Annotated in this window: 20 protein-coding genes; 5 read left to right on the plus strand and 15 right to left on the minus strand. The window is 44.5% G+C overall.

Translation table 11 applies throughout. The features are described 5' to 3' along the window. Nucleotides 1-152: 152 nt before the first annotated feature. The 3 genes from J6578_RS02440 to J6578_RS02450 all read right to left on the minus strand — a co-directional run bounded on the left by J6578_RS02440 (nucleotide 153) and on the right by J6578_RS02450 (nucleotide 2,974). Nucleotides 153-1,493, minus strand: coding sequence for a deoxyguanosinetriphosphate triphosphohydrolase (locus J6578_RS02440; protein WP_100150639.1), 1,341 nt, complete (start codon nucleotides 1,491-1,493; stop codon nucleotides 153-155). Nucleotides 1,494-1,662: 169 nt separating this feature from the next. After that, the gene (gloB, locus tag J6578_RS02445; RefSeq protein WP_100120435.1) at nucleotides 1,663-2,424 is read right to left on the minus strand and encodes a hydroxyacylglutathione hydrolase; all 762 of its coding nucleotides are present in this window, start codon (nucleotides 2,422-2,424) and stop codon (nucleotides 1,663-1,665) included. A 13-nt stretch (nucleotides 2,425-2,437) separates the two neighbouring features. After that, entirely contained in the window at nucleotides 2,438-2,974 is a 537-nt protein-coding gene (locus tag J6578_RS02450; protein WP_093091422.1) for an NUDIX hydrolase, read from the minus strand. A gap of 119 nt (nucleotides 2,975-3,093) precedes the next feature. Between J6578_RS02450 and crcB the strand changes: the two genes are divergently transcribed. Beyond that, a complete protein-coding gene (gene crcB / locus J6578_RS02455; RefSeq protein ID WP_100120436.1) occupies nucleotides 3,094-3,480 on the plus strand; it encodes a fluoride efflux transporter CrcB in 387 nt (128 codons plus the stop codon). Nucleotides 3,481-3,498: 18 nt separating this feature from the next. Here crcB and J6578_RS02460 read toward each other — a convergent pair whose 3' ends face one another. Both J6578_RS02460 and J6578_RS02465 read right to left on the minus strand, forming a co-directional pair. Then, a complete protein-coding gene (locus J6578_RS02460) occupies nucleotides 3,499-4,044 on the minus strand; it encodes a GNAT family N-acetyltransferase (protein WP_100120437.1) in 546 nt (181 codons plus the stop codon). A gap of 54 nt (nucleotides 4,045-4,098) precedes the next feature. Next, complete coding sequence (locus J6578_RS02465) at nucleotides 4,099-5,727, minus strand: ABC-F family ATPase (protein WP_093091416.1); 1,629 nt, start codon at nucleotides 5,725-5,727, stop codon at nucleotides 4,099-4,101. A gap of 145 nt (nucleotides 5,728-5,872) precedes the next feature. Here J6578_RS02465 and J6578_RS02470 point away from each other — a divergent pair, with 145 nt between their 5' ends. Continuing rightward, nucleotides 5,873-7,099, plus strand: coding sequence for a chloride channel protein (locus tag J6578_RS02470; RefSeq protein WP_239427606.1), 1,227 nt, complete (start codon nucleotides 5,873-5,875; stop codon nucleotides 7,097-7,099). Between the two features lie 2 nt (nucleotides 7,100-7,101). Here J6578_RS02470 and J6578_RS02475 read toward each other — a convergent pair whose 3' ends face one another. After that, complete coding sequence (locus J6578_RS02475; protein ID WP_287953813.1) at nucleotides 7,102-7,302, minus strand: hypothetical protein; 201 nt, start codon at nucleotides 7,300-7,302, stop codon at nucleotides 7,102-7,104. A 99-nt stretch (nucleotides 7,303-7,401) separates the two neighbouring features. Between J6578_RS02475 and J6578_RS02480 the strand changes: the two genes are divergently transcribed. From J6578_RS02480 to J6578_RS02490, 3 genes are all read left to right on the plus strand, one after another. Beyond that, nucleotides 7,402-7,599, plus strand: coding sequence for a hypothetical protein (locus tag J6578_RS02480; protein ID WP_239427605.1), 198 nt, complete (start codon nucleotides 7,402-7,404; stop codon nucleotides 7,597-7,599). Between the two features lie 303 nt (nucleotides 7,600-7,902). Beyond that, nucleotides 7,903-8,550: a glutaredoxin 2 gene (gene grxB, locus J6578_RS02485; protein WP_100150645.1), complete on the plus strand. Its 648-nt coding sequence runs from the start codon at nucleotides 7,903-7,905 to the stop codon at nucleotides 8,548-8,550. Between the two features lie 262 nt (nucleotides 8,551-8,812). After that, complete coding sequence (locus J6578_RS02490) at nucleotides 8,813-10,525, plus strand: thiamine pyrophosphate-dependent enzyme (protein ID WP_093091408.1); 1,713 nt, start codon at nucleotides 8,813-8,815, stop codon at nucleotides 10,523-10,525. A 230-nt stretch (nucleotides 10,526-10,755) separates the two neighbouring features. Here J6578_RS02490 and J6578_RS02495 read toward each other — a convergent pair whose 3' ends face one another. The 9 genes from J6578_RS02495 to mutY form a co-directional block, all read right to left on the minus strand. Next, entirely contained in the window at nucleotides 10,756-11,529 is a 774-nt protein-coding gene (locus tag J6578_RS02495; protein ID WP_287953814.1) for an isocitrate lyase/PEP mutase family protein, read from the minus strand. A gap of 705 nt (nucleotides 11,530-12,234) precedes the next feature. Beyond that, the gene (locus J6578_RS02500) at nucleotides 12,235-14,235 is read right to left on the minus strand and encodes a transglutaminase TgpA family protein (RefSeq protein ID WP_287953815.1); all 2,001 of its coding nucleotides are present in this window, start codon (nucleotides 14,233-14,235) and stop codon (nucleotides 12,235-12,237) included. Then, nucleotides 14,229-15,164 carry a DUF58 domain-containing protein gene (locus tag J6578_RS02505; protein ID WP_239424256.1) on the minus strand — a complete coding sequence of 312 codons (936 nt, stop codon included), beginning with the start codon at nucleotides 15,162-15,164 and terminating at the stop codon, nucleotides 14,229-14,231. Before J6578_RS02505 ends, J6578_RS02500 begins: the two co-directional genes overlap by 7 nt. Continuing rightward, nucleotides 15,148-16,059, minus strand: coding sequence for an AAA family ATPase (locus tag J6578_RS02510; protein ID WP_239424255.1), 912 nt, complete (start codon nucleotides 16,057-16,059; stop codon nucleotides 15,148-15,150). Before J6578_RS02510 ends, J6578_RS02505 begins: the two co-directional genes overlap by 17 nt. Nucleotides 16,060-16,218: 159 nt before the next feature. Then, nucleotides 16,219-16,722, minus strand: a complete 504-nt coding sequence (gene greB, locus J6578_RS02515) for a transcription elongation factor GreB (RefSeq protein ID WP_287953816.1) — start codon at nucleotides 16,720-16,722, stop codon at nucleotides 16,219-16,221. A gap of 76 nt (nucleotides 16,723-16,798) precedes the next feature. Next, complete coding sequence (locus J6578_RS02520; protein ID WP_287953817.1) at nucleotides 16,799-19,069, minus strand: NADP-dependent malic enzyme; 2,271 nt, start codon at nucleotides 19,067-19,069, stop codon at nucleotides 16,799-16,801. A 391-nt stretch (nucleotides 19,070-19,460) separates the two neighbouring features. Continuing rightward, nucleotides 19,461-19,646 (minus strand): recombinase RecA, encoded by a 186-nt coding sequence (locus tag J6578_RS02525; RefSeq protein ID WP_239424253.1) that lies wholly within the window; start codon nucleotides 19,644-19,646, stop codon nucleotides 19,461-19,463. A gap of 167 nt (nucleotides 19,647-19,813) precedes the next feature. Beyond that, a complete protein-coding gene (gene mgtA, locus J6578_RS02530) occupies nucleotides 19,814-22,507 on the minus strand; it encodes a magnesium-translocating P-type ATPase (RefSeq protein WP_287953818.1) in 2,694 nt (897 codons plus the stop codon). Between the two features lie 417 nt (nucleotides 22,508-22,924). Then, nucleotides 22,925-23,995, minus strand: a complete 1,071-nt coding sequence (mutY, locus tag J6578_RS02535; protein ID WP_287953819.1) for an A/G-specific adenine glycosylase — start codon at nucleotides 23,993-23,995, stop codon at nucleotides 22,925-22,927. Nucleotides 23,996-24,159 lie beyond the last annotated feature (164 nt).

The raw sequence follows: 24,159 nt of genomic DNA on the forward strand, positions 1-24,159 counted from the left end.
ATTGATTTCAAACTCATCAACGAGTCACTGAAAATCAAGAAGCGCGATAATACGCAATAATCTGAGTTTTGGCAAGCAAAAACGCAAACAAACATAGAAAAAAAATTTATATCTATGATTTATATGTTTTTTCAAAACAGCCGATACAAAATCTACAACATTTCAATACCAGATACTTCACGTGCCAGTTTTGCTGCGGTGTTATCTGTCATTCCGCCGACAAAATCCAGAACTTTCATATAAGCCAGATATAAGCTATCGTCTTTGCTCAGTTTTTGTTCTTTCAATAAGGATAAGGCCAATTCCTGCCGTTTGCTCAATTTATCGGTTTTGATAAAGGCATGTACAGCGGGTACCAGCAGCCCCAGTATTGAACCGAGACAGGGAAAGGTAGCGATTTCGGTAATCAGCTTGCTTTGATGACGGAATATCCGCGTTCGTGCCAGCTCTTTGGCTGCATTTAGTGCCTCATTTACATCTGGGCTAGACAGAGCAAGTAAGTCTTTGCCACGGAATGAACCATTTAATAAATCACCATGATGCTTGATAAAGGTATGGGCAATATCATCTACCGCGCGACCAATAGCAATACCACGCAAACGGGCACAACGTCCCTGACTGGCATAGTCATGCCAGTCATATTCTTTATTGGTTAATCTGGATAATATTTGTTCTACTTCATCTACCTGCAACAAGCCCAGCTCAACGGCATCTTCCAAATCCAGCAAGGCGTAGCAAATATCATCGGCCGCTTCCATCAAATAGGATAATGGATGCCGCACCCAGTGATTTTCTCCTGACTGAGGCAGTCCGAGCTCCTGAGCCACACAATCAATAAAAGGCAGCTCAGTCTGATAAATATTGAATTTATTTCTTCCCTGTTCAGCCGAACTTGTCCAAGGGTATTTCAGCAAAGCGCCGATAACCGCAGAGGTAAGACGCATGCCACCAGCGTTCTGATACATTTCCAGACTGGCTATCAGCCGTAAGCTATGTGCATTACCCTCATAGGTTTCAATATCATTACGCTCGGCATTACTTAGTTCCCGTAAATAGTGTTCATGCTGCGGGTCGCGAAACCATTCACGCAATGCATCTTCACCAGTATGCCCAAACGGCGGATTACCAAAATCATGTGCCAGACAGGCTACCTGCACTATCGCGCCAATATCGGCAGCATGACTGCCCGGTGGTAAGAAATTCCCAGCCGCCAGCATAACACCGACACGATTGCCCAAGCTGCGTCCAACGCTGGCTACTTCAACGCTATGAGTGAGGCGATTATGTGTATGGTCATGTAGGGCAAACGGATGCACCTGCGTTTTACGTGCCAGACGGCGAAAACCACTGGAAAACACCACGCGATCATAGTCTATGTGAAAATCAGTACGCAAAGCTTCCGCACCCTCTTCACTGGAGGCGGTTACAGTAGGTACGACACAGCCGTTATCCAGTTTAAAACGCTGGACACTGAGTAATCGGGTCCAGTCCATACAGTATGGCTTTGTTGTTTTCATATGCAGACAGGTTGACAGGCTGAAATCACCATAGATATTTCACTGGCTGAAATCACCAGCTGCCATCATTCAGCCCTGTTTCAACTCATATATTCCTTCGTTATTATGCTGACTTAATGATAACATGCTGTAAGCTATGGCGTAATCAAAAACGGTTTTTCCATTCTCGTAAGTAAGTAAATACAGCCAGTGGCTCAGTGGACTGCTGCTCAGATAATCCTTTCTGCACTACTGATGCAATAACTGGCGGCTGGCTGGTACGCAAAAAAGGATTGATCTCACGTTCATGTGCCAGACTTACCGGTAATGTAGGTAATGTTGCTGTTTGCAATACTGCCTGCCTGATTGCCGGATTATCCGGTTCTACTGCCTGAGCAAATTTTAAATTAGCTGCTGTATATTCATGTGCCGGATAGAATAAAGTATTCTCTGGCAGGCTGTTTAAACGCTGTAAGCTGGCAAACATTTGTGCCATAGTTCCGGGAAATACCCGTCCGCAACCGGCACTAAACAGCGTATCACCACAAAATACCCGTTGCTGGCCAGCAGAATCAGTTAATACATAAGCCAGATGATCAGCAGTATGGCCGGGAATATGCCATACTGCTACCTGCTGTCCAAATACTTCAAATTCGCTGCCTTCATTTACTGCCCTGTTCACCTCTGGCCACTCACTCCAGCCAGCAACCTGACATTGCGGATAGTGTTGTTTTAACGCTGTTACACCATCCGTATGATCATAATGAGCATGGGTAAGCCAGATAGCATTCAGGTTTAACGCCTGTGCAGCCAGATAATTCATCACCACGGCCGCTTCACCCGGATCGACCACTATTGCCTGATTCCCTTGCCGCAATAACCAGATATAATTATCAGACAAGGCTGGTAATGGAACGATTTGCATCATGGCTTACTCCTGTTTAGCAATATAATAACCAGTACTGCAAGGCAATCAGGGTTTTGCCGTCATGAATCTGGTTATTGGCCAATGCCGTACGCACTTCATCCCGGCTCAGTAACAATGGCTCAAGAATTTCATCCTCATCTGCTGCCAGTGCACTATTGGGCTGCACATTTTCTGCCAGATAAAGATACATTTTTTCATCACCGAAACCGGGTACGGTATAGAAAGTATGAATCAGTTTAACTTCTGCTGCGGTATAAGGTGTTTCTTCCGCCAGCTCGCGCAAGGCAGCATCAGCCGGATCCTCATTTTTGCCATCCAGCTTGCCCGCCGGAATTTCCAGTAAGGCCTCTCCCACCGGATAGCGCCATTGTCTTACCAATACCACTTTCTGCTCAGCTGTCACGGCCAGAACCGCAGCGGCTCCCGGATGCTGTATCACTACCCGTTGTGCCTGATTGCCATTCGGTAAGCTGACGGTATCTTCAAAAACATTTAAAAATGAACCACGATAGATTTCTTTGCTGGTAATTTTTGTTTCGGTTAAATTCATTCTGATATTTTTACTGTAGCTAAAACTCTAGCGTAGTCATTTCAGCTACACATGGCAATATCGGATACTGCTTTAGCGTAAAATAAATAATTATGTATCGCATTTTTACTGGATTCATTATGTACTTATCTTTATTCGCTATTGCCAGCGGAGCTGCGCTGGGCGCTATTTTGCGCTGGCTGCTGGGTACCTGCCTGAATTCACTTCATTCCTACCTGCCGTATGGCACACTAGTAGCCAACTGGACAGGAGCCTATCTGATTGGTTTGTCCAGTGGTCTGTTTATGCATTTTGTGAATATTGCACCAGAATGGCGGCTGTTTGTGATTACCGGCTTCCTTGGCGGGCTGACTACTTTTTCAACTTTTTCGCTCGAATCTGTGCAATTACTCCAGTCACAACGCTATGCAGCTGCCATAGCCCATATGCTGCTGCATACAGGTGGTTCCTTACTCTTGACCATACTAGGTTTACTCAGCGTACACTGGTGGCTGAAAATCGCCTGAAGCCACATCATGTACTTATCAACCATCCACAGGCTGCGCTGGTGTTTCCAGAATAAGCTGGTACAGTGCCGCATCCAGCCAGTGGCCGAATTTGAAGCCAATCTGTGGCAACGTGCCAACATGTTTGAAACCTAGCTGCTCATGCAGGGCTATGCTGCCACTATTGGCTGCATCAATTACCCCCATCAATACATGCATATCTGCCTTTTGTGCACGTGTAATCAGCTCCTGCATCAGCTTGCGTGCCAGCCCCTGTCGCCGGCAATCATTACGTACATATACACTGTGTTCTACCGTATATTTATTAGCCGGATAATCCCGGAATGCGCCCCATGAAGCAAATGCCAGCAGCTCTCCCTGCCCGTTTACGGCACCAATTACCGGACAGTTACGTGCACGCTTGGCTGCAAACCAGCCTTCCATGAATGATAGCGAACGCGGTTCATAATCATACAGGGCAGTAGAATTGGCAATAGTGTCATTAAAAAGCGCCAGAATGGCTGCCGCGTGTTCTTTTTCGGTACAGTCAATCAGTTTTACCGAATCGTTCGTATCTATACTCATTATTTTCTCCCATATAAAAAACTGCCTGTAAATATACAGGCAGTTAGCACAAAATCAGACTAAACCTTTTTTAGCCAGATAACCTTCATAATCACCCAGATAATACTCAAAACCACCTTCACCATCCAGCTCAAGAATCTGCGTAGCCAGACTGGAAACAAACTGGCGGTCATGAGAGACAAACACCAGCGTGCCCGGGAATTTTTCCAGTGCCATATTTAACGCTTCAATGCTTTCCATATCCATGTGGTTAGTGGGTTCATCCATCACCAGCACATTCGGTTCCTGTAAAATCAGCTTGCCATACAGCATACGGCCTTTCTCACCACCCGATAGTACTTGCACCTGCTTGCCCACTTCATTGCTGCCGAAAAGCAAGCGTCCCAATGTACCACGAATTACCTGCTCATCATCGCCTTCTTTTCCCCACTGGCGCATCCACTCAGTTAATGTCATCGGTACATCAAAATCGTTTTCATGGTCTTGCGGGTAATAGCCTACCTGTGCTTTTTCCGCCCATTTAACGGTACCTGTATCTGCCTTGATGCCTTCGTTGCAGGCTTCATCGTATGCACCGGCCAGTAGTTTCAGCAAGGTGGATTTACCGGCACCATTCGGGCCAATAATGGCCAGACGCTCACCGGCATCCAGCATCAGATTCAGCTTATTAAACAATTGCCGGTCAAATCGTTTGGATAAATCCTGCACTTCCAGTGCCTGTCGATGTAATTTTTTCTTATCGTCAAAATTAAAGCGGATAAACGGGCTCTGACGGCTAGATGGCTTCACTTCTACCATATCGGCTTTAATTTTATCAGCCAGCTTAGCACGACTGGTCGCCTGCCTTGCCTTGGATTTGTTGGCAGAAAAACGTGCCACAAATTCCTGCAATTCCTGTAGTTTTTCCTTGGCCTTGGCATTGTCTTTCAAAGTACGTTCACGTGCCTGAGTTGAAGCCAGCATATAATCATCATAATTACCCGGATACAATGTAATGCCACCATAATCCACATCGGCCATATAAGTACACACTTCATTCAGGAAGTGGCGGTCGTGTGAAATAATAATCATGGTAGATTCATAACTGTTTAATACCCCTTCCAGCCAGCGAATGGTATTAATATCCAGATTATTGGTAGGTTCATCCAGCAGCAACACATCTGGCTTGGAAAAAAGCGCCTGTGCCAGCAATACACGCAGTTTAAAACCGGGCGCTACCTCACTCATGCTGGCATTATGTAAATGCTCATCAATGCCCACACCGGCAAGCAACTCGGCCGCACGCGCCTCAGCCGTATAACCGTCATACTCGGCAAACTTAGCTTCCAGATCAGCCGCGCGCATATAATCATCTTCGGTAGCATCCGGATTAGCATAGATAGCATCACGCTCTGTCATGGCTGCCCACATTTCAGTATGCCCCATCAACACTACGTCCAGCACCCGCATATCTTCATATGCAAACTGATCCTGCCGCAGCTTACCCAGCCGCAGCCCCTGATCGATGGCCACCTCACCGCTGCTGGGCTCCAGATCACCACCCAGAATTTTCATGAATGTTGATTTACCTGAACCGTTGGCACCAATCAAACCATAACGATGGCCGCCACCGAACTTCACCGACACATTTTCAAACAATGGCTTAGCGCCAAACTGCATCGTAATATTATTGGTACTGATCACAGGAATGTTTCCTTTAAAATCCTGACAAAATAGTCTAATTTTAGCACAGGCAAATGCCAAAGTTCGGCAATCCCTGTACTGACGTTTACAATATAGTCATTTAAAATGTAAAAACGCTTTTCATCTACTACAAATGCATAGTGATATGGTCAGATTAAGCCCCAAACTAATAGCCTTATTATTGCTCTGTGGTGCCATTGCAGGTGTAGCCGGCACTGCACTTATCGGCTTACTGCACCTGATCCAGCAGGTAGTTTACGGAATTTCCCGCGTTGATGGCATCACTTTTCGCAACATAGTCGAACAAACCAGTGCCACCCATCGGCTGCTGGCCTTAAGTGGCTGTGGTGTGATTGCAGGCACAGGCTGGTTTTTACTGCACCGTTATGCATCCAAACTGGTTGATATCAAACAGGCAATCAGCAACAATGCCCCCTCCATACCATTAAGCACTACCGTGATTCATGCCCTGCTGCAGATTCTTACTGTAGGTATGGGTTCTCCTCTCGGGCGTGAGACAGCACCACGTGAAATCAGTTCAGCGATTGCTGATTATATAAGCCGCCGCTTAGCTATCAGCGCTGAAGAACGCAAAATCCTGCTGTCCTGTAGCGCGGCTGCCGGTCTGGCCGCTGTTTTTGATGTACCACTTGCCGGTGCCCTGTTTGCACTGGAAACCCTGCTATGCAGTTTTCAGCGGAATCATGTTATCGCTGCTTTAATCTGCTGTACCACTGCTGCATGGGTTGCCCGTCTGGGATTGGGCAGCATACCAGCCTATCAGCTACCCGCGTTTACTTTGAACAGCTCATTGTTAATCTGGGCGCTGCTGTTCGGTCCGGTAATCGTTGCCAGCTCATGGTTGTTACAGCGCCAACTTGCCTGCTGTAAACCAGCCAACCGTAGCAGCCCCAGACTGATTTTTATCAGTATGGCTGCTTTTATATTAATTGGAGCCATGGCCATGTGGTTACCAGAAATACTAGGTAATGGCAAAGCCGGTAACGAACTGTTATTTAATGACAGCATTGGCTGGCGTTACGCTCTGGCTCTGCTAATCGGCAAATGGCTGGCACTATTGCTGGCAACTCGTGGCGGCGCTTATGGTGGATTTATTACTCCCTCTATGATGCTCGGTGGCCTTATCGCATTACTGGCAGCCACAGCATGGAACAGCGTACTACCATCAGTGCCGCTTGTTGCCGCGGTGATAACTGGTGCCACTGTTTTTCTGGCCATACAGCAAAAAATGCCCCTGACCGCCATATTATTCGTACTGGAAATAACCAATATCGCACCAGACTTTATCATGCCCGTGAGCTTGTGCCTGCTTACCGCACTACCCTGCCAGCAGGCCTTAAACAAACAATAAAACTACAGATCGCAGCTATCTACATAATCCGAATAGATTTCGGCTTCCGCCAGCCAGTTGTCCATGCGCAAATATTCTGCCAACCGAACCTCAGCAGAGCCTGTTACTGGTTTACACTGGTATTCAAAACGCGCTAAGGGCAGCATTAACATCAGAATTGGTTCAGTGCTTTTGCCGGCATGTAAACCCAACCGCGTATACAAAACAGATTAAATTCAATACAGCGCCCGCGCCGGTACAACTGAAACTTTTGCTCCCGTCTCCATAAACAATATTTTTATGTTGTGCCACCAGCGACAGAGATGCCTGAAAACAGGCTGCAATTACCGCCTATACAAAACAGAAGCATTGCGCAAAAGCCAAGCAGATTAAATCAGCACAAAACAAACCGCCCACACCTCGGTGCTCCTGCCGATGTAGCAGGTAAGAAAGATAGATTACATGACCGTACTACCATAGCCCCAAGCCCTGAACAAATACAGGTGTTGCTGTATGGCTGAAACTACCATTACTTTGCTGTTACATGAGAAAAATTGAAAACGTGATTAATGCAACACAACTGGTAAAAAAACCGTGAACTAAAATTAATTAATATTATGTATACTATTAATCAATTATCAAAAATGAATCGACAAAACCAGATTTTTCAAAAGCACAAATATTGTGTAAAAAAATATTTTACTGCCTATTTATCAGCACTAAGTAGCTAATTACAATACAATATTCTTACCCGATAAATGTGTTTCGGACAAGGTAAATAGTACCTGCTTAAGTCACACCATACCCTGAATAAGGAAACCAGAATGAAACTTTATCTTTATGACCATTGCCCCTACTGTGTACGTGCGCGCATGATATTTGGTAAAAAAATGGTACCGGTAGAAAATATTTACCTACTCAACGATGATGAAGACACACCTAACAAGCTAGTTGGCAAAAAAATGGTGCCAATTTTAGTCAAAGATGATGGTTGCGCCATGGGTGAAAGTCTGGATATCGTACACTACATCGACCAGCTTGCCGGTGATACCCTCTTAAGTCATACCATCCGTCCCGAAATTGAAGACTGGATAAAAATTGTCGATACATACCGCAATTTCCTAACCCTGCCACGCTGCATCAGCATTAATCTGCCTGAATTTGCCACTCAAAGCGCTATAGACTATTTTGTTAGTAAAAAAACAGCTATTTACGGCAATTTTCAACAACATCTGCTTAACAGCCAAACCTATATTGAGCGCCTGAATGCGGATCTGATTGCATTGTCACCATTGCTTATCAGCGATTGTGGTGCCAGTGGTACATTTGGCATGGAAGATATTCTGTTATTTCCGCTACTGCGCAATCTAACCATGGTTAAAAGCATTGAATGGCCGGCTCCGGTGCTTGACTACATCAACAGCATCAGCCGCATTACCTGCATTCCCCTGTTTAACGATCGCGCCATCTGAGAATTCTCTTTTGCCCGTATTGGCAGCCGGTACCCTGTGCCGACTGCCTTTTTTATTAGATTATATTCATCCAAATTTACCAATGTCCTTGTGTTGCAGATTACTCACTACTACAATACATTAAACACTGATAATGGATTAATATACTGCTGAAATTTGCTGTATAGATGAAAATATAGCGAAGATAACAAAATGATTATCAAGAAAACTATTTATTATTCTTTATCTATTAATAAATAATCAATTTTAGAGGAAATACACTATGTCTAAAACCAAAACCGTTTCAGAAGTACTGATTGATGTACTGACTACAGCCGGAGTAAGCAACTGCTATGGCATCATCGGGGATACCCTGAATTTTGTCGGCAAAGCCATCGAAAAAAGCAGTATTAACTGGGTACATACTCGTCATGAAGAAGCTGCTGCGTTTGCTGCCGGTGCTGAAGCCATGATTACCAATAAACTCACTGCCTGCGCCGGTTCATGTGGACCTGGTAGCCTGCATCTGATTAACGGGCTGTACGAATCCAATCGCAACAATGCGCCTGTAATTGTCATTGCCAGCCAACTGGCTGCCACATCAATGGGTACTGGCTTTCCTCAGGAAGTAGACTTTCTCAAAGTTTATCAGGATACCAGCGTATTCTGTCAGATGGTTACCCAGCCACAGGAAGCTCAGCGCATTTTCACTCAGGCAGCACAGGCAGCTATTAACAAACGTGGCGTAGCCGTTGTTATCCTGCCCAGTGACATCAGCAAAATGGAAGTGGTCGAACAACCGATAAAAATCTGGCACCCGCAGCCAGTTACCCGCCCGAATGATAGTGAAATCGAAGAGCTGGTCAAGACCATCAATCAAGGCAATAGAATCACCATTTATGCCGGTTATGGTAGCAAAGATGCACATGACGAAGTGATTGCGCTAGCGGAAAAACTTAAGGCACCCGTTGTACACACCTCCCGTGCCAAAGACAGTATTGCTTGGGAAAATCCCTATCAGGTAGGCATGACTGGCATGTTTGGCACCAAAGCTGGCTATGAAGCAGTTAAAAACTGCGACACCTTATTATTACTCGGCTGTAGTTTTGCATGGACAGAATTCTATCCTGAAAACGCCAATATCATTCAGATTGATCACGATGCTACTCAGCTAGGTTTACGTCATCCAATCAATTTAGGGCTGGTTGGCGATATTAAAACTACCCTGCAAACTGTTCTACCCAAAATTCAGCCACGTAGCGACAGCAGTTTTCTGGATCACCATACCGCTTTGTTTACCAAAATCATGGATAAATATGAAGCTCATGCCACCCCAGACGACAAACATCCAATTCATCCGCAACAATTAATCGAGTTAATAGATAAACATGCCGACGATAATGCACTGATTACCGCTGACGTCGGTACACCTATGTTGTGGGGTTCGCGCTACCTGACCATGAATGGCAAGCGGCGCTTTCTTACCAGTTTGAAACATGGCACCATGGCAAACGGTATGCCTCAGGCTTATGGATTGCAGAAAGCCTTCCCGGCACGGCAGGTCATTTCTTTATCTGGAGATGGTGGTTTAGCTATGCTGATGGGTGATTTACTTACCGCCAAACAGGAAAATCTGCCGATTAAAATAGTTGTTTTCAACAACAGCTCCCTTAATTTTGTTGAACAGGAACAAAAAGGCGAAGGATTGGTAGAAGTATTTGTTGATCTTAAAAATGGCGATTTTAAAACCATTGCCGAAGGCTGTGGTTTCAGCGCCCAGAGTGTCAGCAAATCTTCCGAACTGGAAACAGCAGTACAAACCTTTCTGGCACACAAAGGGCCGGCTCTGCTAGATGTGGTAATCAGCGACAAAGAACTGATTATGCCACCAGCAATCAGCTATGAAAATGTGAAAAACATGGTTTGGTATGGATCCAAAGCCATACTTGAAGGCAAAGGCAAAGATGTGATCGATATGATAAAGAATAATATCTGAACTTACTGAACACAGGCTTACTGCTCAGATTCAAGCATAGCAGTGAGCCTTATTTATGGCTGTAAATCTGAAAATACTGCTGCATAACGCCCATATCAATACCAGCAATCTGGCACACATGCCGGCTCACACTGGTATTTATCAATATAAAGAAACGAAACAGTATTAATTTCAAATAGATTGGCAATGATATACTGGAATTCTAAATATCAAATTAAGCCATATTCAAATTAGCATTTGCTATCACTGAAAATATCAGCAAAAGATTGATTGTCCATAACCTTACTCAGTTTATGTTTCAGTATGGCAGACATATTAGAAAATAAACAATCTCCCATGCTGATTCGTTTAACACCTAATTGTTTGAGCTTTTCGAAATTAGGTAGATCAGGCATAGCCATAATATTAATAGGTAACAGGGACTTATCTACCAAAAATTTAATATCCGCTTCATGCGATAAACATGGGATAAAAATTCCATCGGCACCAGCTTTGGTATAAAGCTCAATCCGTTTTCGGGTTTCATCCAGCTTATTCGGAACATTTAATACATAAGTATCTGTTCGGATATTAAGAAAAATATTTAGATCAGCTTCATTAAGCTTGTTTTTAACTTCATAAAGGATATTAGCAAAGCGTTTACCGTCAACTAGTATTCGCTCTGCGTTCACAATACTATCCTCAAGATTAATTCCAGCAATACCATAAGTTGCAAGCTTCTTAATATTATTGACTATTTCTGCCGAAGTTCTGCCATACCCTGCTTCCATATCAACTGAAAGGGGTAAAAATGTATTGCCTGCAATTTTTTGTATCACATAGCACAACTCTTCAAATTGTATTTTCTCTCCATCGTCGTAGCCAAGCATAGACGCAATTGCTGCACTAGAGGTGCCAATAGCCTGAAAACCTAGTTTTTCAGCTATCTTCGCACTATTTACATCCCAAACATTGCATAGTATTAAAGGATAAGAATTTTTATGTAACCGATTAAATGTCATCATGAAGCCTAAAAAGTTATTAATGACATTAATAATAGAACCAATAAATTAAATACAACAACCTAAGAATTGACAAGTAATTTTATTAAAATATTAATAAAATTACAACTTTGATTATTAAACATTATTTATTGAAAGCAAATAAGACAAACGAAACATTCAAACTAGTAAAAATATACATCAGAGCCATTTTCAAGATCATTCAAAAAAAACACTTTAAATACAAAATTTTATCTATATAAATATTGCTGCATAAAATAAATAATTTCAGATAAAAGACATGCAAGCAATTCTGAATTATTCCTCTGCCTAACAGTTAGCAATTAGCCTCAACTTGAAAAAAGACCACTATTGTATTTTTAACAACACCTTATTTAAAATTAATAAATATTAGAATCAGATAGTTAATTATTCATACTAATTAATCCTTTTCAATTAAAATAATTTAAAGTATTGTTATTTTCTAACTTCTATTCCACATGAATAAAAGTTAGCTGTCATTAGTGATTCCGAATAGCCAGACATTTGCGGCAATACGGGAAAACTTCTGGCACTAAAATTAATATGGTCATTCAATGCTGTAATAAACTACCCTGCGATTGAAACAACTTCAATAGCTGGGTAGTTTTCGTCTGGTATGATTAATATCTAAGTACAGCAGATTCAGCCAGATTATGGCCAGATAAAATATGGCAGCATTATTGGTTGTTACAAATGCCGAACAGCTTGCTTCATTTTCCGATACCATGCACGTTGAACCCGCCTGTTCGGCATACCTTCAGCGCCATACTGCCATTCTATATACTGAGCCAGTAAAGCAGCCAGATTATCATTAAGTAAACCATGCTCAGCCAGAATAGCCTGTAGCTCCAGCGGTCCAATGGCAGATAACTCCGATGCTTCGCCTTCTATAACAGCTTGCTTGAGCAGATTGATACCATCGATCAATGGCTGCGTCTGCACATTTCCCTGTCTGCGCAACCAAATTACCAGTGGCAGCGCAGTAAGCATAATCACCATTGCAATTATCAGTAACAATACAGGTCTGGGCATATCTTTCAACTTAAACCAGTCCAGTAGTGAATTCTGGCTACCAGTATCATAGTTAACTACCCATTGCTGCCAGTAAAACTGGCCATTATCCAGATATTTTTGTATTAATGGATAAGACGAAGACAAACCGGCTCGTTGTTCTGCCGGCAAAGCATTTTCTACCCCGTTTTGTACCCTTACTGATGCAACAGCACTAGTTGGGTCTACTCGCTGCCATATACCTTTTTCTGCTATCCAGATTTCAGTCCAAGCATGAGCATCCTTACTGCGAATCTGCCAGAACTTCCCATCAGGATGATATTCCCCCCCCTGATAGCCAATCACAATCCGTGCCGGCACACCTACCGCTCGCGCCAGCCACACCGTTGCATCTGCATAATCTTCACAAAAACCTTCCTGACTATTAAATAAAAAAAAGTCGGTTTTATTCACAGATTCATGACTGCGCTTTGGAGTGAGCGTATATTGAAAACCGCCTTTACGAAAATAGGCCATTATATGGCGGATAAATTCCTCACTGCTGCCAGATTCCTTAGCTAGTTGCTGCGCCAGCCGTCGGGTTTCAGGATTAAGTCCGGCCGGTAGTTGAGTATAGTAATTCAACAGCGCCTGATCCATTTGCTGACGTAAATTCGGCACCAGCTGAGAATATAAATGCACCCGGCGTAAGCCTTCTCGGCTTTTATTCACCCGCACCACATTTCCTACCCGCCGTTGTAAATCAGACTGGCTGTCTGGCAACGGCTGATCCAGTGCCGGTATACGGCCATGGTCGTCCTGAATAATCAGCTGATAGCCTACCAGCTTACTATCAGAGCGCTTTGATAAAACAGCCCTGTCTGGCAACTGCAAAGTATCTTCATCAGTATACTGTTCCTTCACAGCATGCCACTGTCCGCCCCGATTGTTGCCCATTACCATCACACGCCAGTACAAATCGGCATTGCGGGGAATTACATTGTTATCAAAAGTAACATTAAACGCCAGTGCATTACTCGGAATCAGATTACTGATAGTACCAGGGTCAAGTGTATCTGATAACCCAGTTATGGCAGACTGCTGTGGCTGCGGGATACCCCATAATGGTGTCGCTTTGCGTGGCACCACCATAAACAAAATCACCGTTAGCGGAAAAGACAGAACCAGAATCAGCGCACCCTGACGCAGAGCGGTAGCCGGCTTGATGCCGGCCAATAAGCCCAGCGAAGAAATCAGACAGAATAAAGCCATAATCAGCCACGGTGCCATCCATATGCTTTGATTAAACAGCAGACCGCCACCCATTAAAATTAGCTGTGCCAGTAACAGTATCTGCCAGTCGCGCAGAGTTTCGCCCTCAAAAGCCTTAAGCACAATCATCAGCATCAGCAACGCAACACTCGCATCGCGGCCTATAATTGTGCCAATACGAAAATATACCCACACAGCAGTAGCTACCAGCAATAGTACCAGTGCCCACAGCGGCAGCTTTTTAATATTGGTGAAAAGCAGGGCTGCACGCACAATCCACAACACAGCAAATGCCGCACCCACGCTCAGTGGCAAATCAAATAATAGAGGCAAAGCCACCCAGGCCAGCATCAGCAATAAAATAAACTGCGTACGTACTGGGGGAGATTTGCGTAAAAAAACCGGATCAGCGAGCCACATCACCATCTACCCAAAGCATTCAGACATCGTGTTCGTTGTGCAGTAGCAGCCTCATAACGCTGCCGCGGTAATTCCAGTATATATTTTTCCCCACTGGCATCTGCTGCCAGAACGCGATTACACATCATACTGGCCATTTGTTCCACACTGGTTCCTTGTGGATAATCATGATAGGAAATCAGCAATGGCTGTACCTGCGTACTACCCTGCTCAAAATATTTATCCAGTAAATCACCTGTTCTGGCATAATGTTTCCAAGCAATTTGTCGCGGTGAAGTGGTATTCTGATGTGGCAACAAATAAGCCGGGTCCTGACCACTCAGACTGATTTGTGTACCATGCTCATCGCTACTGGTTCTTGCCATCGGAATATTGTGCTCAATTGGTTCGGGAAAAATCACAATCTCATCAGTAAATTCCCAATATGTTTTAATCATCAGCAATCCAAACGGAGCCATGCTGGCTCCTGCCAGTATCAGCGGCGGCAGAACACCACGCCGTTGTGGTGGCAATGTCCAGACAAAATCAGTGTTTTCTGGTGTAATCGTCCATAACTGCCAGTCGCTGGCGGTACCAGTTATCTCCTGTGCTGTTTGCAGCCACAACCAGCGCGTGCGTTTACAACCATCACAGGCATGTAAAGTCAGCGCACAATTTTCGCCAGCAAAATATTCCTGCTGCGGCACAATGGACAGTATCAAACCAGTAAGCTGCCGTATACCAGCAAGCGCACCAAATAACAATATGCCCAATAACCAGAATACCAACGCATAGGCCACATTTACCTGATAATTAACTGCCATTATCCATAACAGAATACAGGCAATCGCCAGCCCCCAGCCCATGCGCGTCAGATTAATCCGCACATTACGAACCTGTAAAGCAGTATGCCCGTCAATAGGCGTGGGTGCCGGCACCTCAAACCACTGCAACATAATCTAGCATCTCGGTAAGCAGCGTACTGCTTCTGGTTTGGCTTTGTAAGGTTTGCAGACGATGCGCAGCCACAGCCACCCATACAGCTTTCACATCTTCCGGCACCACATGTGCCCGACCATGCACCCATGCATGAGCTTTGGCCGCCTGCACAACAGCCAGTCCGGCGCGCGGACTCAGACCAATAGCAAATGTACCCGGAGTGCGCGTAGCTGCCACCAGACGATAAACATAATCTGCCGCTGTTGCCGATAAATTTACCTTAGCAACTTCCGCCTGCCACTGTTGCAATATTTCCCCATTGCAAACAGCCTTAAGCCGCGGCACAAACTGGCGACGCCCGCCTGAAAGATAAAGCTGCTTTTCTTCTTTTTCTGCCGGATAGCCAATACTCAGACACATCATAAAACGATCCAGCTGCGATTCAGGTAAAGGATATGTACCCAGCTGTTCAGTCGGATTCTGAGTAGCCACAACCAGAAACGGGTTTGGCAATGCATAGGTTTTACCGTCTACAGATACCTGTCTTTCCTCCATCGCTTCCAGTAAAGCCGATTGCAGCTTAGGCGAAGCTCGGTTAATCTCATCTGCGAGTAAAAAAGAATTAAAAACAGGCCCCGGATGAAAAATAAATTCACTTGTTTTCGGCTGAAAAACACTTACACCCAGTAAATCAGCAGGCAGCATATCGTTGGTAAACTGTACTCGCTGATAATTTAGTCCTAATACTGCGGCCAGCGCGTGAGCAAGCGTGGTTTTGCCTACGCCGGGCACATCTTCAAGCAGAACATGTCCGCGTGCCAACACACAGGTAACAATCTGTATCAATAATTGTTGCTTACCCAGAATCAGCGCATTAAGCTGTTTGAAAATCGGTTCAAGTTTTGGATTCATGTTTTAACGCAAATGAGAATAAAAAATCCGGCAGCATCATCAGGTACGGACAAACTGCGGTAACAATTAATAATTAACTTCACAACAGCTCAGATTTACAAATACCAAATAATGGCAAATTGCTAACCTGATTTAACATTATGCATGATTTTACGCCTATTAATCAATGCGAATATACTCTACTGCTAGTATTTCAATGTTTTCCACACCATCAGGACCATGTAAACGCACTTCATCGCCCTCATGAGCTTTCAGCAAAGCTCGTGCCAACGGCGATACCCAAGAAATTTTATTACGGCCAGTATCAATTTCATCTGTACCCACAATACGCACAGTCTGTTGCTGACCATTGGCGCGCAAAATAGTTACAGTTGCACTAAAAAATATCTGATCACAAGCTTCACGCGCCTCCGGATCTATCACCTGCGCAGCTTCGAGACGTTTGGTTAAAAAACGAATCCGGCGGTCGATTTCACGCAATCTGCGCTTACCATACTGATAGTCACCATTTTCACTGCGGTCGCCATTACCGGCAGCCCAGTTCACTACATTCACTATTTCCGGACGCTCCTTATGAACCAGCTGATAAAGTTCGTCCTGCAAAGCCTGATGGCCAGCAGGGGTAATGTAATTGGGTGCGCTCTGAGGTGGCACATTAGCCATAGCGTGTCTCCATAATTGATAAAGCAGGCTGTCTGAACATACAGACAGCCTGCTTGATTGATAGTAAGCTCAGCGATTATTTACGCTGTGCGTCCACCGCAGCCAAAGCTACCATATTGACAATACGGCGTACAGAAGCCATTGGTGTAACAATATGCACAGCTTCATTCATACCCATCAGAATCGGGCCAATAGTGACACCGTTAGAAGCGGTACGCAATAGATTGTAGCTGATATTGGCAGCCTCAAGATTTGGCATCACCAGCAGATTAGCAGCACCTTTGAGCTCGCAGTCTGGCATCAGTTTCTGGCGCAGTTTTTCGTCCAGAGCCAGATCACCCTGCATTTCACCATCAACATTCAGCTCAGGGTCGGCAGCTTTAATCAATTTCAGTGCTTGCTGCATTTTGCTACTGCTCGGCTGATTCAGTGAACCAAAGTTAGAATTAGACAGCAAAGCAACTTTAGGCTCAATACCGAAACGTTTCATTTCATTAACACACATCAGCGTATTGGCAGCAATCTGTTCGGCAGTAGGTTCTGGATTAACATAAGTATCAGCAATGAACATATTACCTGAAGTCATAATCAAGGCATTCATAGCACAGGCGTTCTGCTCAGGATTATTGTAGCCAATTACTTCTTCCAGAATATTGAAATGGTCATGGAAGCGGCCTACTGTACCACATAGCAGCGCATCCGCACTGCCCATGCGTACCAGCATAGCACCAATGAGAGTAGAGTTACTGATCATGCGACGGCGTGCCATTTCCTCGGTTACACCATGGCGTTTACGCAACTGATAATAAGCCTGCCAGTACTCACGGAAGCGTGGATCATCCTGATTATTAACAATTTCAAAATCTTTGCCCGGCTGTATAGTCAGCCCCAGTTGTTTTGAACGCGCTTCAATTACTGCCGGACGACCAATAAGAATCGGGAAAGCCAGTTTGTGGTTAACAATGTGCTGAGTAGCATGCAGAACACGCTCATCTTCACCTTCACATAACACCACACGTTTAAGCTCTTTCTTAGCCTCAGAAAATACCGGCTTCATAAACAGGCTGGATTTATAGACAAACTGACTCAGTTTTTCTACATAGGCATCCATGTCATCAATCGGACGGGTAGCCACACCAGAATCCATAGCAGCTTTAGCTACAGCAGGAGCCACCACCGCAATCAGACGAGGGTCAAATGGCTTCGGAATCAGATACTCACGTCCAAAAGACAGCTCGGCATTACCATAAGCAGCCGATACTTCATCACTCAGCTCGGCCTTAGCCAGTTCTGCAATGGCATGCACACAAGCCAGCTTCATCTGCTCATTAATAGTAGTGGCACCTACATCCAGCGCACCACGGAAAATAAACGGGAAGCACAATACATTATTTACCTGATTCGGAAAATCAGAACGGCCGGTACCGATTACAGCATCTGGTCGGGCAGCCTTGGCTTCCGGCGGCCAGATTTCCGGTGTTGGATTGGCCATAGCCAGAATAATCGGATCTTTGGCCATAGTTTTGAGCATATCCACACTCAATACATTCGGACCAGACAAGCCCAGGAAAATATCTTTGCCATGAACAGCATCAGCAAGATTACGCTGGCCATTATCCGCAATGGCAAACAGTTTTTTCGATTCCACCATGTTTTCTTCACGATTCTGATAAATCACACCTTTCGAATCGCACACAGTGATATTTTCACGCTTCATGCCCAGCGCAACCAGCAGCTCCAGACAGGCAATAGCCGCTGCGCCTGCGCCAGAACATACCAATTTAACCTGACTGATGTCTTTGCCGACAACCTCAAGACCATTTTTAATCGCAGCGGCAGTGATAATAGCCGTACCATGCTGGTCATCATGAAATACTGGAATATTGCAGCGTTCGCGCAGCTTCTTCTCAATATAAAAACATTCAGGTGCTTTAATGTCTTCTAGATTAATACCGCCAAATGTCGGCTCCAGAGAAGCAATAATATCTACCAGCTTGTCTGGATCAGTTTCATTCACCTCGATATCGAATACATCAATACCGCCGAATTTCTTAAACAGTACACCCTTACCTTCCATTACCGGCTTACCGGCCAGTGCACCTATATTGCCCAGCCCCAATACCGCCGTACCGTTTGAAATCACAGCCACCAGATTACCACGTGCTGTATATTTGTATGCATTCAAAGGATCACGGTGAATCTCCATACATGGTGCAGCCACACCCGGCGAATAAGCCAGTGACAAATCATATTGAGTAGCCAGAGGCTTGGTCGGCGTAACCTGAATTTTACCGGGACGGGGTTCTTCGTGAAAATGTAATGCTGCTTCTTTGATTAATTCATCCATATCTGTTCTCAGTCTTAGGTTTTTCAACACCAATAAGCTGTTCGTGAAAGAGCGCGCTAAAAGTTATTTTCATCTGAGCAATTTAATAAACATGGCCAAGATAAAAGTGATTCACATTATAGCGTTATTTAACAAAATCATGCACCGCTTTATTACCATAATAATCAATTGCCATTAATTATAGTTGTATCAATTAACTCTTTTCATCTTTTCACCAGCATGTAAAATATATCAATATTTCGTCATACTAAATCTGCATATTTGGGCACCTCTGCCAGCACATTAGTCATGAGTAGCCAAAATCACTTATTCTGATTAACTTATCAATTTTCAGGATGGATTTTCAATATTTCGGCTAGCAAAATCTACCGCCATACTGATGGCAGCTGGCTTAAGGGCTATTTTTCTTGCAACTTCTGCCAACCAAACTGGCTGCCCACTCAGAAATATCCTGCAAATTTGCCTGTGCCAGTTTCGCCAACGAATCAATGCCCATTTGCTCCAGACGCAAAATCACCTTTTCTCTACCCCCTTTTACCGTTAATAACGCTGCTTTATCAGTTACATTAAATGCCATTTTGCCTCCGTCTTTTTACTGATAATTTATCTGAATATAGAAAATTTAGTATTTATCAAACCCGCAAAGTAAAACTAGCCAAATGTAATACAATTTACCAGATATTAGCCCGATGATTAGCAACAAAAAAGAGCGAGTAGTTAACTCGCTCTTATACTAATTAACACCTAAAACCATTGTCCGAAGCGGCGAATATACCAGCGTTTCACTATCTGAGTAACAACGCAGTAGCAGCCCAGTGTGAGTACCAGCCACGGGAAATATTGCCATGGTAGTGCAGTCAGGCCAATCCAGTTGCTTATCGGTGAAAACGGAATACAAATTCCAATTGCCATAATCAACCCTGTCATCAGCAATACCGGCAATGAAGCAGTGCTTTGCACAAACGGAATTTTGCGCGTACGCAACATATGCACCACCAGCGTTTGTGACAGCAATCCTTCCACAAACCAGCCGGAATGAAACAGATTCTGTACTTCTGGCGCATTGGCATGGAATACAAACCACATCAGTGCAAAAGTGCTGATATCAAAAATTGAGGAAATCGGGCCGATAAACAACATAAAACGGCTAATATTGGAAACATCCCATTTGCGTGGTTTACGCAAAAATTCCTCATCCATTTTGTCCCACGGCAGCGACAGCTGAGAAAAATCATATAACAGATTCTGAATCAGCAACTGAATTGCCAACATAGGCAAAAATGGCAAAAAGGCACTGGCAAACAATACTGAAAATACATTGCCAAAATTAGAGCTGGCCGTCATATTCAGATATTTAATGATATTACCAAAAGTTTCGCGTCCTTTAATCACGCCCTCTTCCAGCACCATCAGACTTTTTTCCAGCAAAATAATATCGGCGGATTCCTTAGCAATATCAGTGGCCGTATCCACAGAAATACCGACATCAGCATCGCGTAAAGCGGGCGCATCATTAATACCATCACCCAGAAAACCCACTGTATGCCCGTTTTCCTGCAACAGGCGAATAATGCGTGATTTCTGCAACGGTGTTAACTTGGCAAATACAGTGTGCTGTTTTAGTAATGGTTTCAGCGCCTCATCACTCAACCCTTCGATATCATTGCCTAGCAAAGGCTGTCCGGCTTCAATACCTACTTCATGACAGATTTTGCGCGTTACAATCGCATTGTCACCGGTCAGCACTTTCACAGCCACACCATTTTCACTTAAAGCAGCAATGGCCTGAGCTGCACTGTCTTTTGGAGGATCAAGGAAAGTCAGAAAGCCAAACAAAGTCAGCTCCGTTTCATCTGCCACTGCATACTGTGCTTTCTGTGCTTCCGGAGCAATATACTTTTTACCAATCGCCAGTACGCGGAAACCTTCCTTATTGTAACTTTCAGCCAGCGCCAACAACTGTTCACGCCGTGCTGTATCCAGCGGCAGATATTGTCCCTGTTCATACACACAGCTGGAAATTGACAGCATTTCTTCAACCGCACCTTTGCAAATCAGCACATGGCGCTGTTCCTCATCCCGCAGCACAACAGATAAACGCCGGCGTACAAAATCAAACGGCAGCTCATCTATCTTACGATAACCACCCTCATTGATAACCGCACTGTTTTCCGGTTCCTGAGCAAAGCGCACAATCGCCTTGTCCATCAGATTTTTCATGCCACTCTGATAAGAACTGTTCAGCCATGCCAGCTGCAAAACTTCATTATCATTATTGCCATTGATATCAGTGTAGTGCTCCAGAATAATCTTATCCTGCGTCAATGTGCCGGTTTTATCGGTACACAACACATCCATAGAACCGAAATTCTGGATAGCGCTCAGGCGTTTTACCACCACCTTACGCCGCGCCATTGCCATTGCACCCTTGGCCAGATTGGCACTTACAATCATCGGCAGCATTTCCGGCGTCAGCCCTACCGCTACAGCCAGAGCAAACAAGGCCGCATCACCCCAGTCCCCCTTAGTAAAGCCATTAATCAGCAGCACTACCGGCACCAGAATCAGCATAAAGCGAATCAGCAAATGGCTGACACTGTTCACACCACGGTCAAAAGCAGTCTGGCTGCGTGTACCGACAATTGATTTGGCCAGCGAACCAAAATAAGTATCTCCGCCTGTAGCCACCACCACTGCTTTAGCCGTACCACTGACAATATTGGTACCCATAAAGCAGATATTTTCAGCATCCAGCGGATTGGCAGATAATGGTTGCGGCTGTTGAGCGGCTGCGTTTGCATTTACACCAATAGTATCTGATTTTTCTACCGGAATGGATTCACCGGTAAGTACCGCCTGACTGATAAACAAATCGCGAGATTCAATCAGGCGCACATCAGCCGGAACCATATCGCCGGCAGATAGCAAAATAATATCGCCCGGTACCACTTCCTTAATCGGTACCTCAAGCTGTACAGCACTAATATCCTGATGACTGCGACGCAATACCGTAGCAGTAGTGCTAATCATCGATTTCAGCGCCTGAGCGGCCTTATTAGAACGATATTCCTGCCAGAAGCTGAGCAAACCACTAAGCAGAACCATCACCACAATAATACTGATTCCACTCAAACTGGTTTCTTCACCATTGTGCAAAGGAATCAGATAATCAGTAAAAAAGCTTACCAAGGCCAGCGCCAGCAACACAAAAATAAAAGGATTTTTAAACGCCAGCAACAATTGCAGCCACGCAGAAGGTGCTTTATCGTGCACCACATCATTGCTGCCAAAACTAGCCAGCCGTTCCTTAACATCGTGCTCGGTCAAACCACTTAAACTGGTATGCAAATTAGACAGTGTCCCGTCAAGACTATTGCGTGATTCCTGCACAGCCTTGATTACCACTGATTGAGAAATGATTTTTTTTAATTTTTTCATAGACAGTACCTCACCGACCATGCTGTTTCCCGGTCGGCAGATACTGTTAACCCGGAAACATCAACGGCCTTGTTGCAGTTGTGTTATCAATAAAATAAACGGTCGACTCGAATCTTCTTCCATTGTTTTATTCCCGGTTAAATAGTCCGAAGCTCAATGCATAACATTCAGCTCACCTATACTGAAATCACTATCCTCAGCCTTTATTCAACTGGCAAAATAGCAAAAAGACAGCCATATTTCAGCAAGATAGCGTTTATACGTGACAATGATGCTAGCGTCAATTAAATTTACCCTAGATAGAGTAAAAAACAATATTCACTGCCATTTATTCACATTAATCAGACAAAATTAAAAATAAGCTTATTCAGCAAGCATAAGTTATAATTATGCCAATAAATTAAAATACAATTGTAATTAAAACAGACTGCTTTGCACAGCATACAGATAATCATGTAAAGGTTTAGGAATACCATAAGCAGCCAGATTATCCGGCAGCACCCATTCTCCCATTACCTCATTAGATTTTATCGGTTGCCCACCAATCTGCGCTGCAAATGGCACAATACATAACTGGCGGTGAGTTAAACGGTGACTGATTTCAGCGCCTTCGCTCAAATCTTCAGCAGTCAGGCCAAAATGTGTTGCCAGCTTATACAAAGCAGCCAGACTGTCCACACAGGGCACACACCACAAACCGCCCCAAATCCCTTTGGCTGGACGCTTGTGTAAAAACACAGCACCATCACGATTACGCAATACCAGCCAGAACAGCGACAGATCTTTTACCATTACCGCTGTTTTCTTGCGCGGTAATTCAGTGATACGGTTTTGTGCCCGCGCCAGACAAATATCATTCATCGGACATACAGAACATATCGGCTTACTGCTCTTGCATACCGTAGCGCCCATATCCATCAAACCCTGAATATAGGCTGGCATATCAGCAGCATCCTGCGGCAGCAAAGCATCAGCAATACACCAGAGCTTCTCTTCAAATTTTTTATTGGCAATATCACCATCCAGCGCCAACAACCGGCACAACACCCGCTTCACATTGCCATCCAGAATCGTCTCACGTGCATCAAAACAGAATGCCGCAATTGCCGCTGCCGTACTGCGCCCTACCCCGCACAACGTTTGTAATTCAATCCGGCTACGCGGAAATTTGCCGGCAAATTCAGATACCACCTGTTTAGCCGCCTTATGCAGATTGCGCGCACGGCTGTAATAGCCCAGCCCCTGCCACAAGCCCATTACCTCATCTTCATCGGCAGCAGCCAGCGCCTGCACGTTTGGAAAAGCAGCCACAAACCGCGGATAATAATCCAACACTGTCGCAACCTGTGTTTGCTGCAACATAATTTCCGACAGCCACACCAGATACGGCTCACGCGTCTGCCACGGCAAACCATGCCGGCCATGCTGCCGCTGCCATTTGACTAAACGGGGAGCAAATTCAGGCATGAGTGTGACTTGTTCATTCATAACGGATTAATCTAGAAATAACCAAATTGATAGCAAAGATATCTGACAGCCGCAGATAAAAAGCTAATATTGGTGACGATGGCCATAAAACAAGCAACAAATTTTGCAAAACCAGATTTACTCCATATCCATTCCAGATAATATCAACGTTATTTTCTATCAAA

The sequence above is a fragment of the Snodgrassella sp. genome (assembly GCF_024103505.1).
Taxonomy (GTDB): Bacteria; Pseudomonadota; Gammaproteobacteria; order Burkholderiales; family Neisseriaceae; genus Snodgrassella; species Snodgrassella communis.

Bases quoted from the DNA above. Each gene is read 5' to 3' on its own strand.
- J6578_RS02440 (WP_100150639.1), bottom strand. From the start codon at position 1,493: ATGGACTGGACCCGATTACTCAGTGTCCAGCGTTTTAAACTGGATAAC.
- gloB (WP_100120435.1), bottom strand. From the start codon at position 2,424: ATGATGCAAATCGTTCCATTACCAGCCTTGTCTGATAATTATATCTGG.
- J6578_RS02450 (WP_093091422.1), bottom strand. From the start codon at position 2,974: ATGAATTTAACCGAAACAAAAATTACCAGCAAAGAAATCTATCGTGGT.
- crcB (WP_100120436.1), top strand. From the start codon at position 3,094: ATGTACTTATCTTTATTCGCTATTGCCAGCGGAGCTGCGCTGGGCGCT.
- J6578_RS02460 (WP_100120437.1), bottom strand. From the start codon at position 4,044: ATGAGTATAGATACGAACGATTCGGTAAAACTGATTGACTGTACCGAA.
- J6578_RS02470 (WP_239427606.1), top strand. From the start codon at position 5,873: ATGGTCAGATTAAGCCCCAAACTAATAGCCTTATTATTGCTCTGTGGT.
- J6578_RS02480 (WP_239427605.1), top strand. From the start codon at position 7,402: ATGCCTGAAAACAGGCTGCAATTACCGCCTATACAAAACAGAAGCATT.
- grxB (WP_100150645.1), top strand. From the start codon at position 7,903: ATGAAACTTTATCTTTATGACCATTGCCCCTACTGTGTACGTGCGCGC.
- J6578_RS02490 (WP_093091408.1), top strand. From the start codon at position 8,813: ATGTCTAAAACCAAAACCGTTTCAGAAGTACTGATTGATGTACTGACT.
- J6578_RS02495 (WP_287953814.1), bottom strand. From the start codon at position 11,529: ATGATGACATTTAATCGGTTACATAAAAATTCTTATCCTTTAATACTA.
- J6578_RS02500 (WP_287953815.1), bottom strand. From the start codon at position 14,235: ATGGTGATGTGGCTCGCTGATCCGGTTTTTTTACGCAAATCTCCCCCA.
- J6578_RS02505 (WP_239424256.1), bottom strand. From the start codon at position 15,164: ATGTTGCAGTGGTTTGAGGTGCCGGCACCCACGCCTATTGACGGGCAT.
- J6578_RS02510 (WP_239424255.1), bottom strand. From the start codon at position 16,059: ATGAATCCAAAACTTGAACCGATTTTCAAACAGCTTAATGCGCTGATT.
- greB (WP_287953816.1), bottom strand. From the start codon at position 16,722: ATGGCTAATGTGCCACCTCAGAGCGCACCCAATTACATTACCCCTGCT.
- J6578_RS02520 (WP_287953817.1), bottom strand. From the start codon at position 19,069: ATGGATGAATTAATCAAAGAAGCAGCATTACATTTTCACGAAGAACCC.
- J6578_RS02525 (WP_239424253.1), bottom strand. From the start codon at position 19,646: ATGGCATTTAATGTAACTGATAAAGCAGCGTTATTAACGGTAAAAGGG.
- mgtA (WP_287953818.1), bottom strand. From the start codon at position 22,507: ATGAAAAAATTAAAAAAAATCATTTCTCAATCAGTGGTAATCAAGGCT.
- mutY (WP_287953819.1), bottom strand. From the start codon at position 23,995: ATGAATGAACAAGTCACACTCATGCCTGAATTTGCTCCCCGTTTAGTC.